13 protein-coding genes are annotated in these 18376 nt (G+C 69.3%); 8 read left to right on the forward strand and 5 right to left on the reverse strand.

From position 1 onward, the window contains the following. Positions 1-31 precede the first annotated feature (31 nt). The 4 genes from ASD78_RS09945 to ASD78_RS09960 all read left to right on the forward strand — a co-directional run bounded on the left by ASD78_RS09945 (position 32) and on the right by ASD78_RS09960 (position 3718). A complete protein-coding gene (locus ASD78_RS09945; RefSeq protein ID WP_056100974.1) occupies positions 32-1060 on the forward strand; it encodes a LacI family DNA-binding transcriptional regulator in 1029 nt (342 codons plus the stop codon). A gap of 450 nt (positions 1061-1510) precedes the next feature. Next, positions 1511-2356 carry a 5-dehydro-4-deoxy-D-glucuronate isomerase gene (gene kduI, locus ASD78_RS09950; RefSeq protein ID WP_055901889.1) on the forward strand — a complete coding sequence of 282 codons (846 nt, stop codon included), beginning with the start codon at positions 1511-1513 and terminating at the stop codon, positions 2354-2356. A 10-nt stretch (positions 2357-2366) separates the two neighbouring features. Beyond that, positions 2367-3125, forward strand: a complete 759-nt coding sequence (gene kduD, locus ASD78_RS09955; protein WP_056100812.1) for a 2-dehydro-3-deoxy-D-gluconate 5-dehydrogenase KduD — start codon at positions 2367-2369, stop codon at positions 3123-3125. A gap of 140 nt (positions 3126-3265) precedes the next feature. Further along, the gene (locus tag ASD78_RS09960) at positions 3266-3718 is read left to right on the forward strand and encodes a cupin domain-containing protein (RefSeq protein WP_056100815.1); all 453 of its coding nucleotides are present in this window, start codon (positions 3266-3268) and stop codon (positions 3716-3718) included. A 1014-nt stretch (positions 3719-4732) separates the two neighbouring features. On the opposite strand, the gene ASD78_RS09965 is transcribed toward ASD78_RS09960, so the two are convergent. Both ASD78_RS09965 and ASD78_RS09970 read right to left on the reverse strand, forming a co-directional pair. Further along, on the reverse strand, positions 4733-7636 hold the full coding sequence (locus ASD78_RS09965) for a TonB-dependent receptor (protein WP_056100818.1): 2904 nt from the start codon (positions 7634-7636) through the stop codon (positions 4733-4735). Positions 7637-7843: 207 nt separating this feature from the next. Continuing rightward, on the reverse strand, positions 7844-8644 hold the full coding sequence (locus ASD78_RS09970) for a sulfite exporter TauE/SafE family protein (protein WP_235565797.1): 801 nt from the start codon (positions 8642-8644) through the stop codon (positions 7844-7846). Between the two features lie 124 nt (positions 8645-8768). Between ASD78_RS09970 and ASD78_RS09975 the strand changes: the two genes are divergently transcribed. The 4 genes from ASD78_RS09975 to ASD78_RS09990 all read left to right on the forward strand — a co-directional run bounded on the left by ASD78_RS09975 (position 8769) and on the right by ASD78_RS09990 (position 13669). Further along, positions 8769-10790, forward strand: coding sequence for a lytic transglycosylase domain-containing protein (locus ASD78_RS09975; RefSeq protein ID WP_082575533.1), 2022 nt, complete (start codon positions 8769-8771; stop codon positions 10788-10790). Further along, positions 10787-11719 (forward strand): complex I NDUFA9 subunit family protein, encoded by a 933-nt coding sequence (locus tag ASD78_RS09980; protein WP_162250160.1) that lies wholly within the window; start codon positions 10787-10789, stop codon positions 11717-11719. Before ASD78_RS09975 ends, ASD78_RS09980 begins: the two co-directional genes overlap by 4 nt. A gap of 319 nt (positions 11720-12038) precedes the next feature. Beyond that, positions 12039-12416, forward strand: coding sequence for a PH domain-containing protein (locus ASD78_RS09985; protein WP_055901902.1), 378 nt, complete (start codon positions 12039-12041; stop codon positions 12414-12416). 26 nt (positions 12417-12442) lie between these two features. Then, positions 12443-13669 carry a multifunctional CCA addition/repair protein gene (locus ASD78_RS09990; protein WP_056100821.1) on the forward strand — a complete coding sequence of 409 codons (1227 nt, stop codon included), beginning with the start codon at positions 12443-12445 and terminating at the stop codon, positions 13667-13669. 402 nt (positions 13670-14071) lie between these two features. Here the strand turns inward: ASD78_RS09990 and ASD78_RS09995 are convergent, their stop codons facing one another. From ASD78_RS09995 to ASD78_RS10005, 3 genes are all read right to left on the reverse strand, one after another. Then, a complete protein-coding gene (locus ASD78_RS09995) occupies positions 14072-16588 on the reverse strand; it encodes a TonB-dependent receptor (RefSeq protein WP_082575534.1) in 2517 nt (838 codons plus the stop codon). Between the two features lie 137 nt (positions 16589-16725). After that, positions 16726-17163: a hypothetical protein gene (locus ASD78_RS10000; RefSeq protein ID WP_056100824.1), complete on the reverse strand. Its 438-nt coding sequence runs from the start codon at positions 17161-17163 to the stop codon at positions 16726-16728. Next, positions 17160-18374, reverse strand: a complete 1215-nt coding sequence (locus ASD78_RS10005) for an SAM-dependent methyltransferase (RefSeq protein WP_056100826.1) — start codon at positions 18372-18374, stop codon at positions 17160-17162. The genes ASD78_RS10000 and ASD78_RS10005 overlap by 4 nt, the downstream gene beginning before the upstream one ends. Positions 18375-18376: the final 2 nt, after the last annotated feature.

An 18376-nucleotide genomic window follows, 5' to 3' on the forward strand; every position in this document is an offset into this window, starting at 1 on the left:
TGCGGCCGGGGGCGATGGCGCGCCCGCCAAGATGCCCGCGCTGGGCAAGGCCACCATCAACGACATCGCGCGCCTGGCCGAGGTGTCGAAGAAGACGGTGTCGCGGGTCATCAACAATTCGCCGCTGGTGCGGCCGGACACGCGCGAGAAGATCCAGTCGCTGATGAAGCAGCTGGGCTACGCGCCGGATCCGCAGGCGCGCGGGCTGGCGTTCCGGCGCTCGTTCCTGATCGGCCTGGTCTACGACAACCCGACCGCGCAGTACATCGTCAACATGCAGTACGGCGCGCTGGACGCCTTGCGCGACTCGGGCTACGAACTGGTCGTGCATCCCTGCGACAGCCATCGCGAGGACTACATCGACGGCATCCGCCGCTTCGCCCTGCAGCAGAAGCTGCACGGGGTGATCCTGATCCCGCGCGTGTCCGAGGACGACCAGCTGGCCGCCGCGCTGCGCGAGATCGACGTGCGCTACGTGCGCATCGCCTCGATCCCGCTGGACGAGCCGGCCAACATGCTGCACACCCAGGACCGCCTGGCCGGCGTGGAAGCGGCCAACTATCTGCAGTCGCTGGGCCACCGCAGCCTGGGCCTGATCACCGGCCCGCGCCGCTACCGCTCCTCGATCGAACGCGGCGGCGGTTTCCGCCACGGCCTGGCCCAGCGCGGCATCGAACTGGGCGAAGACTACGTGTTCGAGGGCGGCTATACCTTCGAGTCCGGCGTCGCCGGCGCCGAATACCTGCTGGCCAAATCGCCGCGTCCGACCGCGATCTTCGCCTGCAACGACGAGATGGCCGCCGGCGTGTACAAGGCCGCGATGCGCCGCGGCCTGTCGATCCCGGCCGACCTGTCGGTGGTCGGCTACGACGACAGCCCGCTGGCGACCCAGCTATGGCCGGCGCTGAGCACGATCCACTCGCCGATCCGCGACCTCGGCCGCCAGGCCGCGCAGATGCTGCTGCTACCGGAACCCGAAGACGGCGACGCGCCGAGCGAGCCGGTGTCGGTGACCCCGCATCTGGTGGTGCGCGATTCGAGCCAGCCGCCGCCGGGTTGAGGGCGGGCTTGCCCGGGTGGCCGGGTGCTGCGGTTCGATCCCCCGATTGGCCGCGCATCGCGGCATGGCGGCTTTCTGTTGGCGGCTTTCTGTAGGAGCGGCGTAAGCCGCGACGGGCCGTCGGCCATGACGTGCCGGCGGCGCGAGTGCGCAGCTTCGATCGCGGCTTACGCCGCTCCTACAGTGATGACGCGCCGATGCTCCGCAATCCCGCAGACTTTGGGTAGGCGGGCGCGAAGCGGTTCGCGCCTTCTCTGGGCGATCCGATCGCGACTTGGCTCGCTCCCACAGTGATCTGGCTCGCTCCCACATACGGTAGGGCCACACCCACCCCGAACGGCCCCGGTCCGGTTCGACCCGAACTTTTGACACCGGTTACCAAAACCCCGTTATGATCCCCGGATCAGCCGCCGCGGGCGGCATCGCAGGCATGCGCATTCCGGAGGCCCGATGTTCCGCAAGACCTACCACGCCACCCACCCCGACATGATGGTCGGCGCCAGCAACGAGCAACTGCGCGACCGCTACCTGATCGCCGACCTGTTCGCGGCCGGCGAAATCCGCCTCGACTACTCGCACAACGAGCGCTTCGTGATCGGCGGCGCCGCCCCGGTCGCCGCACCGGTGTCGCTGCCGGCGCAGACCGAGCCCGCCTCCGCCGCCGGCCAGCCGTTCCTGGCCCGGCGCGAACTGGGCGTGGTCAACGTCGGCGCGGGCGCCGGCACGGTCACCGTCGACGGCCAGGCCTACGCGCTCAAGCCCAAGGACGGCCTGTACGTGCCGATGGGCAGCGCCCAGGTCGAGTTCGCGTCCGACGACGCCGCGACCCCGGCGAAGTTCTACCTGGCCTCGACCCCGGCGCACGCGCGCTACGAGACCGTGCACATCTCGATCGACAAGGCGGTGCCGCTGGAACGCGGCGCGCTGGAAACCTCGAACGAACGCACCATCTATCAGTACATCGTCCCGGCGACCTGCAAGTCCTGCCAGCTGCTGCTGGGCCTGACCGTGCTCAAGACTGGCAGCGTCTGGAACACCATGCCGCCGCACCTGCACGACCGCCGCTCCGAGGTCTATTTCTATTTCGACCTCGGCGACCAGAGCGTGATGCACTTCATGGGCGAACCGGCGGACATGCGTCACCTGGTGATCCGCAACGACGAAGCCGTGGTGTCGCCGCCGTGGTCGATCCACATGGGTTCGGGCACGCGCAACTACTGCTTCATCTGGGCCATGGGCGGCGAGAACCTGGACTACACCGACATGCACCAGCTCGACCTGTGCCAGCTCAAGTGAGGCCGCAGACATGAGCCGTTCGCCTTTCAGTCTCGAAGGCCGGGTCGCCCTGGTCACCGGCGGCAATCGCGGCCTCGGCCAGGGCCTGGCGCTGGCGCTGGCCGAAGCCGGCGCCGACATCGCCACGGTCAGCACGCGCGCGGCCGACGACACCGGCGAGCGCGTGCGCGCGCTGGGCCGGCGCTTCCACGCGATCGAAGCCGACCTGTCGACGCTGCAGCCGATCGCGCGCATCGTCGAGGAGACCGTGACCGAACTGGGCGCGGTCGACATCCTGATCAACAACGCCGGCCTGATCCGCCGCGCCGACGCGGTCGACTTCAGCGAAGACGACTGGGACGCGGTGATCGACGTCAATCTCAAGAGCGCGTTCTTCTTGTCGCAGGCGGTAGGCCGGCGCATGATCGCGGCCGGCCGCGGCAAGATCGTCAACATCGCCTCGATGCTGTCGTTCCAGGGCGGCATCCGCGTGCCGTCCTACACCGCCAGCAAATCCGGCCTGGCCGGCATCACCCGCCTGCTCGCCAACGAATGGGCCGGCAAGGGCGTCAACGTCAACGCGATCGCGCCGGGCTACATGGCCACCGACAACACCGCCCAGCTGCGCGCCGACGAGCAGCGCAACCGCGACATCCTGGCGCGCATTCCGGCCGGGCGCTGGGGCGAGCCCTCGGACCTGGGCGGCGCGGCGGTGTTCCTGGCCAGCGCGGCGTCCGACTACGTGCACGGCGCGATCCTGCCCGTCGACGGCGGCTGGCTCGCGCGTTGAGCGTTGCATGCGCGAGGATCGAACCATGCCTAACCACCACGTTCGCCGCACCGCGATCCTCATCGCGCCGGCCCTGCGCAGCGACGCCGCGCAGGACGGCGAACTCGCACGCTGAGCGTTGCCCACGCCGGGAGCGAACCATGTCCGATCACCTGCGCCACACCGCGATCCTCACTACGCTGGTCCTGTGCAGCAGCGCCGCGCGGGCCGGCGAACCGGTCTGCTCCAAACGCAGCGACTCCTATGTAGAGCAGGCGCGCGAGCTGGCCGTCGCCCAGCCAGGCCCGCACGAAGGCGCCGGTACCACCACCGCCTACCCGTTCTTCGAACAGGCCGCCGGTTTCGACCTCGTCTTCCGGCAGCGCGCGCTGCACCGCGGCGCCAGCATCGGCGAACACCGCAACGACAAGGACGAGATCTACTACGTGCTCAGCGGCCGCGGCGAGCTGATGCTCGACGACGCGCGCCGCGAAGTCGGCCCCGGCGACGCCGTACTGACCCGCAAGGGCAGCACCCACGGCCTGAAGCAGCTCGGCGACGAGGACCTGGTGATCGTCGTGGTCTACCGCCGCGCCCAGCCCGCCGATTGCTGATCGGATCGACGCGATCCGCGATGCGGCGAAGCGCTGCCCGCCTGTCTTGGCCCAGCAAGCCTTCTGTGGGAGCGGCGTAAGCCGCGATGAAGCCACGCACCTGTGGAAGCGGCGTGAGCCGCGATGAAGCCACGCACCTGTGGGAGCGGCGTGAGCCGCGATGAAGCTACGCGCTCGCAGCGCAACCATCGTCATAGCCGGGCGCCGATCGCGGCTCACGCCGCTCCCACAGCGATCGCACGCAGCCCCTCCTCAACATCGCTCGCTTTGGGAATCGCACACAGCCCCTCCTCAACATTCGCCCGCTTTGGGGTAGGAGCGGCGTAAGCCGCGACCCGGAGTGCGGCGCGCGACATGGTTTCGTCGCAGCGGCAGGTTCGCGGTCGCGGCTTACGCCGCTCCTACCCCAAGGCGAACGCGGCTGGCCTGCATACGCACTCGCGGCGCAACCATCGTCACGATCGGGCGCCAAATCGCGGCTTACGCCGCTCCCGCAGCGATCGTGCGCAGCTCTCCTCGAAATCGCAGGCTTTGGGGATCGCACACGGCCCTCCTCAACATCGCCCGCTTTGGGGTAGGAGCGGCGTAAGCCGCGACCCGGAGTGCGGCGCGCAACATGGTTCCGTCGCAGCGGCAGGTTCGCGGTCGCGGCTTACGCCGCTCCTACCCCTAGGCGAACGCGGCTGGCCTGCATACGCACTCGCGGCGCAACCATCGTCACGATCGGGCGCCAAATCGCGGCTTACGCCGCTCCCACAGCGATCGGGCGCAGCTCTCCTCGAAATCGCAGGCTTTGGGGATCGCACACAACCCCTCCTCAACATCGCCCGCTTTGGGGTAGGAGCGGCGTAAGCCGCGACCCGGAGTACGGCGCGCGACATGGTTCGTCGCAGCGGCAGGTTCGCGGTCGCGGCTTACGCCGCTCCTACCCCTAGGCGAACGCGGCTGGCCTGCAAACGAAACGGCCGGCGATTCGCATCGCCGGCCGTCGCGTTCAGATCATGCTGCGCTGAATCAGAAGCGGTAATCGGCGCTGACGTACCAGAACGTACCCGGCAGGTCGTAGGTGCCCGCGTCGTAACCGTTGAGCGAGCAGGTCACGCACACCGGCGGGTCCTTGCCGAACACGTTGTTGGCGCCTGCCGACAGCTTCAGGCCTTCCACCGTGAACGCGTTCTTCCAGCCGAACTGGACGTCGTGGTAGGTGACCGAACCCAGCGTGTTGACGTTCTGCGGGTTCAAGCAGCCCGGCTTGGGACCGGCGAACACCGAGTTGCCGCAGTCTTCGTCGACCGAGGCGATGTAGCGCACGTTCCAGCTCGCGTCGAAATCGTTGCGGCTCCAACCCAGCTGCAGGTTGGTCTGCCACTCCGGAATCGCGCTGTCGGCGACTTCCACGCCGACCTTGCGCTGGGAGACGTTGCCGTCGATGTCCACCGCCTTGTAGTCGTTGACGAAGGTCGACTGCAGACCCGCGGTCAGGCGGCCCCAGCTCCAATCCGGGCTGGCCCAGTTGACCTTGATGTCGACGCCGTCGGTCTTGACGCTGCCCAGGTTGCTGAGGAAGTTGTTGGGCGGGTTGAGGTTGCCGCTGGCCGCACGCGTGAACGGCGAGCACACCGACGGCGTGGTGCCGCCGCTGGCCAGACAGGCGTTGAGCAGGGCCTGCAGGTCGCGGGCCTGGATCGCGCCGTCGATCTTGTGGTGGTAGTAGTTCAGCTCGAAATCGAGCTTGCTCGACCACGACAGGCCTTCGGCCCAGCCCGGGCTGTAGACCAGGCCGACGGTGTAGCTGTCGGACTCTTCCGGATCCAGATTCGGATTACCGCCGGTGAAGGTGGTGATCTGGGTGTTGGCCTGCTCGAAGCCGGGCGGCACGCCCTGCGCGTTACAGCCGGCCACGTACTGCGGAGCCGGGCCGCCGCCGCCGGTCGGACCGCAGGGGTCGACCAGGCTGGCGCCGAACTGGGTCAGGCCGTACAGCTCGCCCAGGTTGGGGGCGCGGAAGCCCTGCGAGTAGGTGCCGCGGATCACCAGGTCTTCGATCGGCTGCCAGCGGAAGCCGGCCTTGCCGGTGGTGGCGCCGCCGAAGGTCGAGTAATCCGAGTAGCGGACCGCCGCGGTGATGTCGAGGGTCGACAGCACCGGGAAGTTGAACTCGGTGTAGACCTCGCTGACGTCGTAGTTGGCGTTGACCGGCGCGGCGAACGAGTCCTGCGATTCGCCGGTCTGACGCAGCGGATCGGGGTTGAACTCGCCGCGGTAACGGCGGTGCTCGACGCCAGCGGCGAAGCCGGCCGAACGATCGCCGATCTTGAACAGGTCGCCGGTGATGTTGGCCGAGAACAGGTCCAGCACCTGCTTGCTCGAGTCGATCTGCTTGGTGCGGATCCAGTCGATCATGGCCTGGGTCATCGGACGCGCCTGGCCGCCGAACAAATCCAGCGGCACGCAGCCCGGGACCGCCGCGCACACCGCCGGATCGCCCAAGGCGAGCTTGATCTTGGCGACGTTGTAGCCGTTGCGGAAGGTCTGCTCGGCCTTGTTCTCCGAGTGCACGTAGTTGGCGTCCCAGCCGAAGCCGCGGTCGCCCAGATCGAACACGCCGTCCAGGCCGATGTTGAAGTAGATGGTGTCGACGTCCTGCTCGAAGATGCGCGGGCCGACTTCGATCGGACGCTTGGTCACCCAGCCGAAGTTGGTCGCCGGGTCCAGGGTGATGCCGAACGGGTTGTACGGATTGTTGGCGTGCACGATGACCGTGTCGGCGATGCCGCCGGTGCCGGCGAAGGGACCGACGAAGATCGGTTCCGGCGCGGCCTGGTTGGTCGAGGTGCGGTTGTTGTACAGCGCCTTGACGTGCAACCGGGTGTTCTCGGTCAGGTCGTAGTTGATGCTGGTGAACAGCGCCTTGCGCTTGCTCGGGGTCAGCAGCAGGTTGAACGGCGCGAAGTTGAAGCGGTCGGCGCCGCTGAAGCCGTGGTAGGTGCCGCCGTTGGGGTTGTTCGGATCGAACATCGGCACGGTGGTGCCGTTATTGAGCGTGATGTCGTACCAGTTGTCGCCCGCCGCATCGCAACCGCCGACGCCGGTGACCGGACGGCTCGGGTCGCAGAAGGTGAAGCGGCCCTGCGGGATGCCCGAGCTGCCCGAGGCCAGGCCGCCGCCGGGTACGGGTTCGGACGACTGCTTCCAGCTGCCGGAGCTGATGTCCTTCTGCTCGAAGTAGCTGGCGCCGAACACGGCCGACCAGCGCTCGCCGGCGCCGCCCAGGGTCATGCTGGCTTCGGTGGTGTCGCCGCCGTCGCCCCACTGGCCGAAATAGGCGTGGACTTCGGCGCCGTCGAGCTTGCGACGGGTGATGATGTTGACCACGCCGGCGATGGCGTCGGAGCCGTAGATCGCCGAGGCGCCGTCTTCCAGCACTTCGATGCGCTCGACGATCGCCAGCGGGATGGTGTTGACGTCGGCGCTGCCGCTGACGCCCGAGGCGGAGGATTCGTTGACCCAACGGATGCCGTCGACCAGCACCAGCACGCGCTGCGAACCGAGGTTGCGCAGGTCGACCTGGGCCGAACCGGCGCCGATGCCGCCGCCGTCCGGCGGATAGCCGAAGTTGCCCGAGGAATTGAACTTGGCGTTGAGCGCCTTGCCGCCGGCGGTGAGCTGCTGCAGCACTTCGCCGACGGTCTGCACGCCGGTCTTTTCGAGTTTCTGGCGGTCGAGCACGAACACCGGCTGAGCGGTGACCGCGTTGGTCTGTTTGATGCGGGTACCCGTGACCGTCACCGTGTCCAGCGTGGTGGCCGAGGCCGGGGCGGCGGGTGGGGCGTCCTGCGCGGCGGCGAGGCCGGGCAGGCTGATCAGCAACGACAACTGGATGGCTTTCGCCAAGGACTGGCGGCGCAGCGGCTTCATCTCTCTCTCCCTAAGACGTGGCTGAAGTTTTTTGTTTTGGGCGCCGTACCCCTGTCCTACGGCGTCACGAGGTTGTAAACAATTCGTGAAGCCGCCACAAGCGGCAAAATGCCCGGCCCGCGACGGAATGCCCAATTCGGGACACGCAGAGACGCCGCGCCGCCTGTTCAGGTGGCACGTTTTTTGTTAAATCAACGGTTTACACGTTCAGCCGCCGATCAGGAGGCTGACTGCGACCGTGACCAGGAAGGCCGCGAACACCCGCTTCAAGGTCAGCCCGTTCAGGCGGTGGGCCAAACGGGTGCCGTAGGGCGCGGCCAGCACCGAGGCGATCGCCACCCCGATCGCGGCCGGCAGGTAGACGTAGCCGATCGCGTGGTGCGGCAGCGCCCCGGGCGGGGCATGCATCGCGTAGCCGACCGCCGCGGCCAGTCCGATCGCGACGCCGCAAGCCGAGGAGGTGCCGACCGCGCGCACCGGCGCGATCCCGCGCCAGACCAGCAGCGGCACGGTCATGCTGCCGCCGCCGATGCCGACCACCGCCGAGATCGCACCGATCCCGACCCCGGCCGCGCTCATCGGCACCCCGCGCGGCGCCGGCTCGTGATCGGCCACGGTCGGACGGTTCTTGCCGAACAGCAGCTGCGCCGCGGCGATCAGGCAGTAGCCGGCGACGATGTAACGCAGCAGATCGTCGTCGATGCGGACCGCAATCATGCTGCCGAACCAGCCGCCGATCAGCAGCCCCGGCACCATCCAGGCCACGGTCGGCCACAACACGCTGCCGCGTTTGGCATGCGCGCGCGCCGACGCCGCCGCCGTCAGTACGATGCTGGCCAGCGAACTGGCCAGCGCGGTGTGCATCGCCGCTTCCTGCGGCACGCCGACCCACGGCGCCAGCCACGACAGCGCCGCCACCAGCACCAGGCCGCCGCCGACGCCGAGCAGACCGGCGAGCACGCCGGCGATCGCCCCCAGTACCAGAAATGCCAGCCAAGCGATGGTCACCGCGTCTCCTTCGTGTATGTGTTCGCAACATCCTGCGCACATGCGCTGCGCCGCATGCGGCGCGAGTGCGTGACGATGCCACGTTCACGCCGGAGATTCATCGTCGCTGGGCTATAGTCCGGCCATGCTCCCGCGCCCACTCCCCCTGCTGTTCGCCGCGCTCGCGGCCACCCTCGCCACCGCCGCCTGCGCGCAGACCACGGCCGCACCGCCGGTCGTCGCCAGCGTGCCCGCGCCGATCAACGACCCGCAGCTGCCGCGTCTGCGCACCGCGCTCGACAGCGCCGAACGCGGCCAGTTCGACGCCGCGCAATACGCCGACCTCGCCCGCCATCCGCTGTACGGCTGGGTCGAGTACGCCGGCCTGCGCCGCAACATCGACACGCTGTCCAACGCCCAGGCGCAGAATTTCCTGTCGCGCTACGGCGATCAGGCCGCCGGCACCGCTTTCCGCGAAATCTGGCTGGCCGCGACCGCGCGCCGCGAAGACTGGCCGGCCTTCATCGCCGCCTGGAAACCCGAACTGGCCAAGAACACCTCGCTGCGCTGCGCCGAACTCAGCGCGCGCCAGGCCCTGCGCCGCGCCGACGCGCAGTGGACGCTCGACGCCCAGGCGGTATGGACCGCCAACGGCAAGGCCCTGCCCAACGAATGCGATGCGCCGATGGCGCTGCTCGCAGCGCAGGGCGGCCTCAGCGACGAACAGCGCTGGCAGCGCATCGACGCCGCCGCGGCCGAGGGCCTGCCGGCGGTGATGCGCAGCGCCGCGCGCGGCTTGCCCGCCGATCAGCAGGCGCAGGCCAACGATTACGCCGCGTTCCTGGACGGCGTCAACGAACGCGCCCTGAACTGGCCCAAGACCGAACGCAGCCGGCGCATGGCCTCCTACGGCCTGGCCCGGCTGGGCAAATCGGCGCCGGACGCGGCCGAGGCGCAACTGCCCAAGTACGCCAGCGCGCTGGGTTTCAGCGACGAAGACCGCGGCCGCGTGCTGTACCAGACCGCGCTGTGGACGGTGGCCTCGTACGGTCCCGAATCCGCGCAGCGCCTCAACGCCGTGCCGGCCGTGTCCTACGACGAGCGCCTGCACGAATGGCGCGCGCGCGAAGCCATGGCGCGCTCCGACTGGGCCGGCGCCCTGGCCGCGATCCGCAAGATGGGTCCCAAGCAGCGCGCCGATTCGCGTTGGCAGTATTTCGAAGCGCGCCTGAGCGAACGCGCCGGCGACAAGGCCGGTGCCGACCGCCTGTACCGCGAAGCCGCGCGCAAGCCCGAGTTCCACGGTTTCCTCGCCGCCGACCGGGTCGGCCTACCGTACGCGCTGTGCCCGCTGATCCCCAACGACAGTGCCGCGGCCAAGGCCGCGATCGCGCGCGATCCGGCGCTGCTGCGGGCGATGGGCCTGTACAAGATCGAGCGCAAGTCCTGGGCGATCCGCGAATGGGACGACGCGCTGTCGCGCTACGACGACAATCAGCGCCGGATCGCGGTCGAGGTCGCGCAGAGTTACGGCTGGTTCGACCGCGCGGTGTTCTCGCTGGGCAAGGGCAAGCCCGACGAGCTGCGCCTGTACAACCTGCGCTTCCCGCTGCACCACGACGCCACCATCCGGCGCGAGTCGGCCAAGAACGATCTCGACCCGGCCTGGGTCGCGGCCGAGATCCGCGCCGAGAGCGTGTTCGATCCGAACGCGCGTTCCGGCGCCAACGCCATGGGCCTGATGCAGGTCGTGCCGGCCACCGGCGCCAACGTGTCCAAGCGCCTGGGCCTGCCCTGGGGCGGCGCGGCGAGTCTGTACGACTCCGACACCAACATCATCCTGGGCACCGCCTACCTGCGCGAACTGCTCGACAAGTACGGCGGCCAGCCCTACTTCGCCATGGCCGGCTACAACGCCGGCCCGGCGCCGCTGGCGCGCTGGCAGTCGCAGCGCCCGGGCATGGACGCGGACTTCTGGATCGAGACCATCAGCTACAAGGAAACGCGCGAATACGTCGCACGTGTGCTCGCCTTCAGCGTGCTCTACGACTGGCGCCTCAACGGCGACGCGATGAACATGACCGACCGCATGCGTGGGCGCATCGACGCGCCGCGCAAGCGCTTCGCCTGCCCGCTGGCCAGCGCGCCGGCGGCCCAATCGCCGTGAGCGTCGCCGTGAACACCGCGGCGCGGCGCCACGTCGTCGTCCTGGGCGGCACCGGCTTCGTCGGCCGGCGCCTGGTCGCCCAGCTGCTGCGCGACGGCCATCGCCTGACCGTGCTCAGCCGCGGCGGCGACCCGGCCAAGCGCGCGTTGCTGCCGCGCGATTCCAGCCTGATCGAAGGCGACGTGCACGATCCGGACTTCCTGCGCGCGGTGCTCGACGACGCCGACGCAGTGGTCAACCTGATCGGCATCCTCAACGAACGCGGCGACGCCGGCGACGGCTTCGAGCGCGTCTACGTGACCCAGCTCGAGTCGCTGATCGCGGCGATGAAGGACATGGGCGTGCGCCGCCTGCTGCAGATGAGCGCGCTCGGCGCCGGCAGCGGCGACAGCCACTACCTGCAATCGCGCGGCCGCGCCGAACAGCGCGTGCGCGAATCCGGCCTGGACTGGACCCTGTTCCGGCCCTCGGTCATCGCCGGACCCGGCGACGGCCTGTTCTGCCGCTTCGACCAACTGCTGCGTTTCGCCCCGGTCCTGCCGATCGGCCGTGCCGACGCCCGCTTCCAGCCGGTCTGGGTCGGCGACGTGGTCCAGGCCTACGCGCGTGCCCTCGCCGACGGCGGCAGCATCGGCCAGCGCTACGACCTGGTCGGCCCCGACGTGCTCAGCCTGGCCGACATCGTGCGCCTCACCGCGCGCGCGCGCGGCCGCCTGCGCGCGGTGATCCCGCTGCCCGAGGCGCTGGGCCGGCTGCAGGCCGGGATCGGCGAGCACCTGCCGGGCAAACCGATCAGCCGCGACAACTGGCGCTCGCTGCAGCTGGATTCGGTCAGCGACGACAACGGCCTGCCCAAGTTGGGCATCGCCGCGACGCCGGTGCCGCCTCGGGTGCGGGAGATCCTCGGCCTGGAGCCGTCGCGCGATTGAGGCGAGCTTGCGATGGGCGCTGCCCGTCGCTGCTTCGCGAAATCAGCTTGGTGGAATGCGGCGACAACCGCATCGCCGCCATCTCGCAACATCGCGATCGATGCGGTGCGCCTGCGGCTTACCGCATCCTACGACCTCGTCCCGCTTTGTCCTTCCCGCCGTTTTTTGCCCTTGGATTCCCGCAAGGGCCACGCAGGCTTTTGCAGGCGACCTCGCCGCCCTCGTTCGCAAAGGCAAAAACACGTACCCAGCCGCCGCCCTCGCCCTGCCGCCCCACAACCCTTAGCATCGGTGTCCGACCCCACACAGGAGCGCCGCCATGGGATTGCTCGACACCCTGCTCGGCCACGCCGGCGACAAGCCGGTCGACAAGATCGCCGACGACTTCATGCCCCTGCTCGCGCCCGGCGAAACCGTGCAGCGCGCCTTCGGCGAGATCCGCGACCTGATCGTGTTCACCGACCGCCGCCTGATCCTGGTCGACAAGCAGGGCGTAACCGGCCGCAAGACCGAATTCCTCAGCCTGCCCTATCGCAGCATCGTGATGTTCTCGCTGGAAACCGCGGGCCACTTCGATCTCGAATCCGAGCTGCGCGTGTGGGTTTCCGGCCAGGCCGCGCCGATCGTGCGCCACCTCGGCCGCAGCAGCGGCGCCGAGGACATCATCGCGCTGCTGGCGCAGAACTCGCCGCGCTGAACGCGCATGCAGACCAAGGCCATGCGATGAAGACCTACCTGGTCGGCGGCGCGGTCCGCGACCGGCTGCTGGGGCGGACGCCGGGCGACCGCGACTACGTCGTGGTCGGCGCCACCCCGCAGGCCATGCTCGACGCCGGTTACAAGCCGGTCGGGCGCGACTTTCCGGTGTTCCTGCATCCGCACACCGGCGAGGAATACGCGCTGGCGCGCACCGAGCGCAAATCCGGACGCGGCTACCGCGGCTTCGTGGTCGACGCCGATCCGTCGGTGACGCTGGAAGACGACCTCGGCCGTCGCGATTTCACCATCAACGCGATCGCCGAGGACGAAGACGGTTCGCTGGTCGACCCCTACGGCGGTGCGCGCGATCTGCAGGAGCGGGTGCTGCGCCACGTCGGTCCGGCCTTCGTCGAGGACCCGCTGCGAGTGCTGCGCGCCGCGCGCTTCATGGCCCGCTTCGCCGAGCTGGGTTTCAGCGTCGCGCCCGAGACCACCGCGCTGATGCGCTCGATGGCCGAGTCCGGCGAACTCGCCGAACTGGTGCCCGAGCGGGTCTGGCAGGAACTGCGGCGCGCGCTCGCCAGTGCGCGACCGTCGGCGTTCCTGCGCACGCTGCGCGACGCCGGCGCCCTGGCCGCGGTACTGCCGGAAGTCGACGCGCTCTACGGCGTGCCGCAACGCGCCGAGTACCACCCGGAAGTCGACACCGGCATTCACATCGAGCTGGTCTGCGACATGGCGGCACGCCTGGCGCCCGGCGACGACGCCATCGGCTTCGCCGCGCTCACCCACGACCTGGGCAAGGCGCTCACGCCCGCCGACGTGCTGCCGCGCCACCTGGGCCACGAGCACGCCGGCCTGAAACCGCTGCGCGTGCTGTGCGAACGCCTGCGCGTGCCGACCGAACACCGCCAGCTCGCCGAAGCCGCGTGTCGCGAGCATCTCAACGTGCACCGCTACGACGAACTGCGCGCAAGCACGGTCTACGATCTGATCGCGCGCTGCGACGGTTTCCGCCAGCCCGAGCGCGTGCGCCGCATGAGCGTAGTGTGCGAGGCCGACAAGCGCGGCCGCGCCGGCCTGTCGGAAGTCGAGTACCCGCAAGGCCAGCGCCTGCGCGATGCGCTCGACGCCGCGCTCGCGGTGCGCGCGTCCGATATCGCCCAGGGCCGCAGCGGCCCGGAAGTCGGCGAAGCGCTGCGCCGCGCGCGCATCGCCGCCATCGCCACGGCCACCGGCAAGAAGGCCTGACGCACACCGCCTCCGCCGCCGCTCCCACAGACAGCCCAAGGGCAGGCGCGCCATCGCGGCATACGCCTTGGGGTAGGAGCGGCGTAAGCCGCGACCGCGAATCCGCGGCTACGACGAAATCTGCATCGCACACCCACCCGGGTCGCGGCTTACGCCGCTCCTACCCCAAAGCCGATGCCGCAATGCGGYGCCGGTAAACCGCGCCAGGCGTAAGCCGCGAYCGCGAATCCGCGGCTACGACGAAAYCTGCATCGSACACCYACCCGGGTCGCGGCTTACGCCGCTCCTACCCCAAAGCCGGTGCCGCGATGCGGTGCCGGTAATCCGCACCACGCGCCAAACGAAACGCCGGGCGGCCTCGCGGCCGCCCGGCGTTCCTGTCACTCCATCCTGCGCCGCGGCTTAGAAGCGATAGTCCAGCCGCACGTAGTAGCTGCCGCCGTTCATGCCGAAGGGCATGGTTTCCCAGCCGTACTTGAAGCCCAGCGACGGGAACGGATTCACGCCGGGGTTGTCGGCGCCGACCGACCACTTGTCGGGGTACTGGTCGAAGATGTTGTTGCCGCCGACGGTGAGGTGGGTGTTCTCGTTGAACGAGTAACGCACCGCCAGATCGAACAGGGTCTTGCCGCCCCAGGTCTGCTCCGGCGCGAAGAATTCGCCGGTGACCGAGCCGTAGTAGTTGGCGCGGCCGGTGATCTGCCAGGGGCCGGTTTCGTACACGCTCTGCAGCACGTGGTGCGCGCGCGGCTGGCCGCGCTCGACCAGGGTGACCTGGGCGGCGTCGAACAGTTGGCCCGGCGCCAGGATCGGCGAGTTCGAATGGATCTCGCGCACTTCGGTCTTGTTGAAGTGGACCAACGCGGTCAGGGTCAGGTTGCTGCCGCTGGCGAACTCGGTGTTGTGGTTGGCGACGATGTCCAGGCCGGTGGTGCGGGTGTCGATGGCGTTGGTGAAGAACTGCGCCTGGCCGACCCGGAACGGCGCCAGCGCGCCCGCGATCGGGCAGTTGCTGTTGCTGGCGTTGCAGGCCAGGCCGTCGGTGCCGACCGATTCGGGCGCGATCACGCCGGAGAAGATGATGCGGTCGTCGATGTCGATGCGGAACAGGTCGGCGGTCAGCGAGAAGCGCTCGTTCGGCTTGAACACCATGCCGACCGAACCGCTGCGCGAGGTCTCTTCCTTCAGCGGCGCCACGCCCAGCGCGCGGGTCACCGCGCTGTCCTGACGCGCGGTCAGGGTGTCGGTGAGGGTGCCGTCGGGATTGAGGTTGGTCGAGACCTGGTTGTAGAACTGCTGCTGCACGCCAGGTGCGCGGAAGCCGGTCGACAGGGTGCCGCGCACGGCGAAGCGTTCGGTCGCGTTGAAGCGCGCCGAGAGCTTGCCGGTGGTGGTGTTGCCGAAGTCCGAGTAGTCCTCGAAACGGACCGCGCCGCCGAGCAGGACGCGCTCGCTCAGGTTGGTTTCGGCATCGAAGTACACCGCCATGCTGTGGCGGCCCTCGTCGACCTCGGTGCCCGGCGTGAAGCCCGGGAAGCCCTGGATGCCGCCCGGCGCGATGTCGCCGGTCTGGCCGCGGATGATGATGGCCGGGTTGTTGGTGCGGCCGTACGTGTACGACACCGGGTCGCCGGCTTCGATCGCGTAGTTGTCCTGGCGCCATTCGAAACCGGTCGCCAGGTACAGCGGATTGTTGTTGAAGCCGTTGACGCTGCCGCGGAAATCGAGGTTGAACGTGGTCTGGTCGTACTTGAGCGTGCCGGTGTCGGCGGTGGTCGGCGACGCGGCGTGGATGCCGGCGGCCGGGTTGGCCGGATCGATCGGCTCGTACCACCAGCTCACGTTGACCGAGTTGGCCTCTTCGAAACCGAACTTGCTGCGGCCGTGGTTGATCGAGATGTCCCAATCCCAGTTCTCGCCGATCGGCGCCTTGTAGCCGACCGCCAGCGAGGCGTCGTCGACCGTGGTCAGGATGTTGGGCAGGAAGCCGTTGGGGTACAGCGCCGGCACCGTGCGGTTGTCGCCGGCGCTGCGGAAGAAGCCCGAGGAATCGCCTTCGCGGCGCGACAGGCCGCCGAACCAGTACAGCTCGCCCTTGCCCGCCGGCACCGCGGCGTTGAGCCACAGGTAGTAGTCCTTGGCGTCGGCGTCGCCCAGGCGCTGGGTCACGCGCGGCGGGTTGGTGCGCAGGCTGTCGGGGCCGGCGCGGTTGGTCTCGTTGCGGTTGCGCGCTTCCGCGGTGAGGTTGATGTAGCCCTCGGCGCCGAGCTTGAAGCCGGTGTTGACCGAACCGTGCAGCATTTCGCCGTCGCCGGCGTAGTACTGCGAGCCTTCGATCGACAGTTCGGTGTACTCGGTCTGGCGCTTGAGGATGATGTTGATCACGCCGGCGATCGCATCGGAGCCGTACTGCGCGGCGGCGCCGTCGCGCAGCACTTCGATGCGCTCGATCGCCGAGACCGGAATCGCGTTGATGTCGGTACCGGCCGAACCGCGGCCGATGGTCTGCTGCACGTTCACCAGCGCCTGCTGGTGGCGGCGCTTGCCGTTGACCAGCACCAGCACCTGATCCGGGCCCAGCGCGCGCAGCGTGGCCGGACGCAGGATGTCGGTACCGTCGCTGACGAAGGTGCGCGAGAAATTGAACGAGGGCTCCAGCATCTGCAGGATCTGGCCGACCTCGAGCGCGCCGGTGGCGTTGATCTCCTCGCGGCCGATCACGTCGACCGGGGCGGCGGTGTCCTCAGCGGTGCGGCCGCGCACGCGCGAGCCGGTGACCTGGACGGTGTCGAGAGTGGTGGCCGTATCCTCGGTGGACGCGGGCGCTGCGGTTTGGGCGTAGAGGGGCGAGGCGATCGCGCTGGCGGCCATGGCGGCGGCCACGGCCAGCGCCAGTCGGTTGCGGTGCACTGCAGACATGGTCGGTTCCTTGCGAAGAGGCGGGGCGGCGGACTTCCCCCTGGAAGTCCGGCCCGAGATTCACAAGTTCTTAACCTTTGCGCAATACGTCGTGTGACTTTGCCGACTTTGGCTTCACCAACCCCGTCACACTCTGATTAACGCGTCTTGGCCAGACGGTTATCGATGCGCTGCAACATGAGCGCCAGCGGGGTCGAGGCCGTGGCCAGCCCGAGCAGCACGCCCAGGGCATTGGCGAGGGCGTCGCGGCTGTCGCCCATGCGGCTGTCGGTGAGCGAGGCCTGAGCGTACTCCAGCGCCACGCCCAGCACGATCAGGCCGGCCGCGCACAGCGCCTGCGGCCGCATCCGCGCGAACAGCATGCAGGCATAGGCCGACAGCGCGGCGTAAGTGAGGAAATGGCCGACCTTGTCGGAACCGGCGAACGGCGACGGCGGCAGATCGCCCGCCGGCAGCAGCGACAGCGCGATCACCGCCAGCACGCCGGCCGCGCCCAGGGCCAGCCAGCGGCCCGGCGTGCGGAAACTGCGCAGCCAGGGTCCCTTGGGCGCGTCGGTCTTGCGCGCGGCCCTCACAGGCGATGGCTCAGGTCGCCGGCAAGGAAGGCGATGCCGAACTCGACGTCCTTCTCGAAGCCCATCACCTGGAAGCGTTCGCCCATCTCGCTGGGCAGGGTCAGGCGCTTGACCTCGTTGTGGCGGCGCTGGCGCTCGCCCTCGTCGGCGATCGCGTCGATGCGTTCGAGCACACCGGCCAGGCCGTTGCCGAGCAGGAAGTTCGCCTGCGAGCAGTAACCGGCGAAATCGAAGCCGGCGGCGACGCCGGCCTCGGCCAGGGCGGTGAAGTCCACCGACGCGGTCAGGTCCTGCAGGCCCGGCCACAGCAGCGGATCGTGGTGCATGCGGTGGCGGTAGAACGCACGCAACGTGCCGTCGCTGCGTTCGGGCGCGTAGTACTCGGCGCGTGCGTAGCCGTAGTCGACGAACAGCATCGCACCGGCGCGCAAGCCGCCGGAAACGGCCTGGATCCAATACGGCAGCTGCGGCAGCAGTTCCGATCGGTAGCCCTCTTCCAGCGGCCGGCCGAGCCGGCGCTCGGCCTGGCGCACCGCATTGCCGAGGAAGGCATCGGCCTCGCGCAGCTCGCGCGCGAAACCGTCGCCGTCGACGACGACGTGCTCCTCGTAGACCTCGCCGTTGCGGATCGCGAAGCGCGGCGTCGGCAGCGCGTCGATCACTTCGTTGGCGAACAGCACGCCGTCCCAGTCCTCCTGGAACGGGCCGTCCAGCCATTCGACCAGGTCGAACAGCGGCGGCGCCAGGCGTTGCTGCAGGCGTTCGCGCTGACGCTGGCGCAGCTCGGCGCTGGGTTCGAGGATGGCGTAGCGGTCGGGCAAGGCGTCGAGTTCGAGCAGGCGCTTCAGCGCGACCTCGGCGAAGGCGCCGGTGCCGCCGCCGAGTTCGAGGAAGCGCGCCGACGGCCCGATCTGGCGCAGCACCGGTGCCACCGCTTCGGCCACGCAGGCGGCGAACACCGGGCCCAGCTCGGGCGCGGTGACGAAATCGCCGTCGTCGCCGAACTTGCGCGCGCCGGCGCTGTAATAGCCCAGGCCCGGCGCGTACAGCGCCAGCTCCATGTAGCGCGAAAACGGAATCGCGCCCTCGCCGACCCCGATCTGCTCGCGGATCAGCGCCTCCAGCCGCGCACTGTGCTCCAGCGCGTCCGGACCCGGTGCGGGCAGGGTCGCGGCGTCGCGGTGGAGGTCGTTGGGGGTCGGGTCGGACATAC

It is taken from the genome of Lysobacter sp. Root667 (assembly GCF_001427715.1).
Classification (GTDB): Bacteria; Pseudomonadota; Gammaproteobacteria; order Xanthomonadales; family Xanthomonadaceae; genus Lysobacter.

Bases quoted from the DNA above. Each gene is read 5' to 3' on its own strand.
- ASD78_RS09945 (WP_056100974.1), top strand. From the start codon at position 32: ATGCCCGCGCTGGGCAAGGCCACCATCAACGACATCGCGCGCCTGGCC.
- kduI (WP_055901889.1), top strand. From the start codon at position 1,511: ATGTTCCGCAAGACCTACCACGCCACCCACCCCGACATGATGGTCGGC.
- kduD (WP_056100812.1), top strand. From the start codon at position 2,367: ATGAGCCGTTCGCCTTTCAGTCTCGAAGGCCGGGTCGCCCTGGTCACC.
- ASD78_RS09960 (WP_056100815.1), top strand. From the start codon at position 3,266: ATGTCCGATCACCTGCGCCACACCGCGATCCTCACTACGCTGGTCCTG.
- ASD78_RS09965 (WP_056100818.1), bottom strand. From the start codon at position 7,636: ATGAAGCCGCTGCGCCGCCAGTCCTTGGCGAAAGCCATCCAGTTGTCG.
- ASD78_RS09975 (WP_082575533.1), top strand. From the start codon at position 8,769: ATGCTCCCGCGCCCACTCCCCCTGCTGTTCGCCGCGCTCGCGGCCACC.
- ASD78_RS09985 (WP_055901902.1), top strand. From the start codon at position 12,039: ATGGGATTGCTCGACACCCTGCTCGGCCACGCCGGCGACAAGCCGGTC.
- ASD78_RS09990 (WP_056100821.1), top strand. From the start codon at position 12,443: ATGAAGACCTACCTGGTCGGCGGCGCGGTCCGCGACCGGCTGCTGGGG.
- ASD78_RS09995 (WP_082575534.1), bottom strand. From the start codon at position 16,588: ATGTCTGCAGTGCACCGCAACCGACTGGCGCTGGCCGTGGCCGCCGCC.
- ASD78_RS10005 (WP_056100826.1), bottom strand. From the start codon at position 18,374: ATGTCCGACCCGACCCCCAACGACCTCCACCGCGACGCCGCGACCCTG.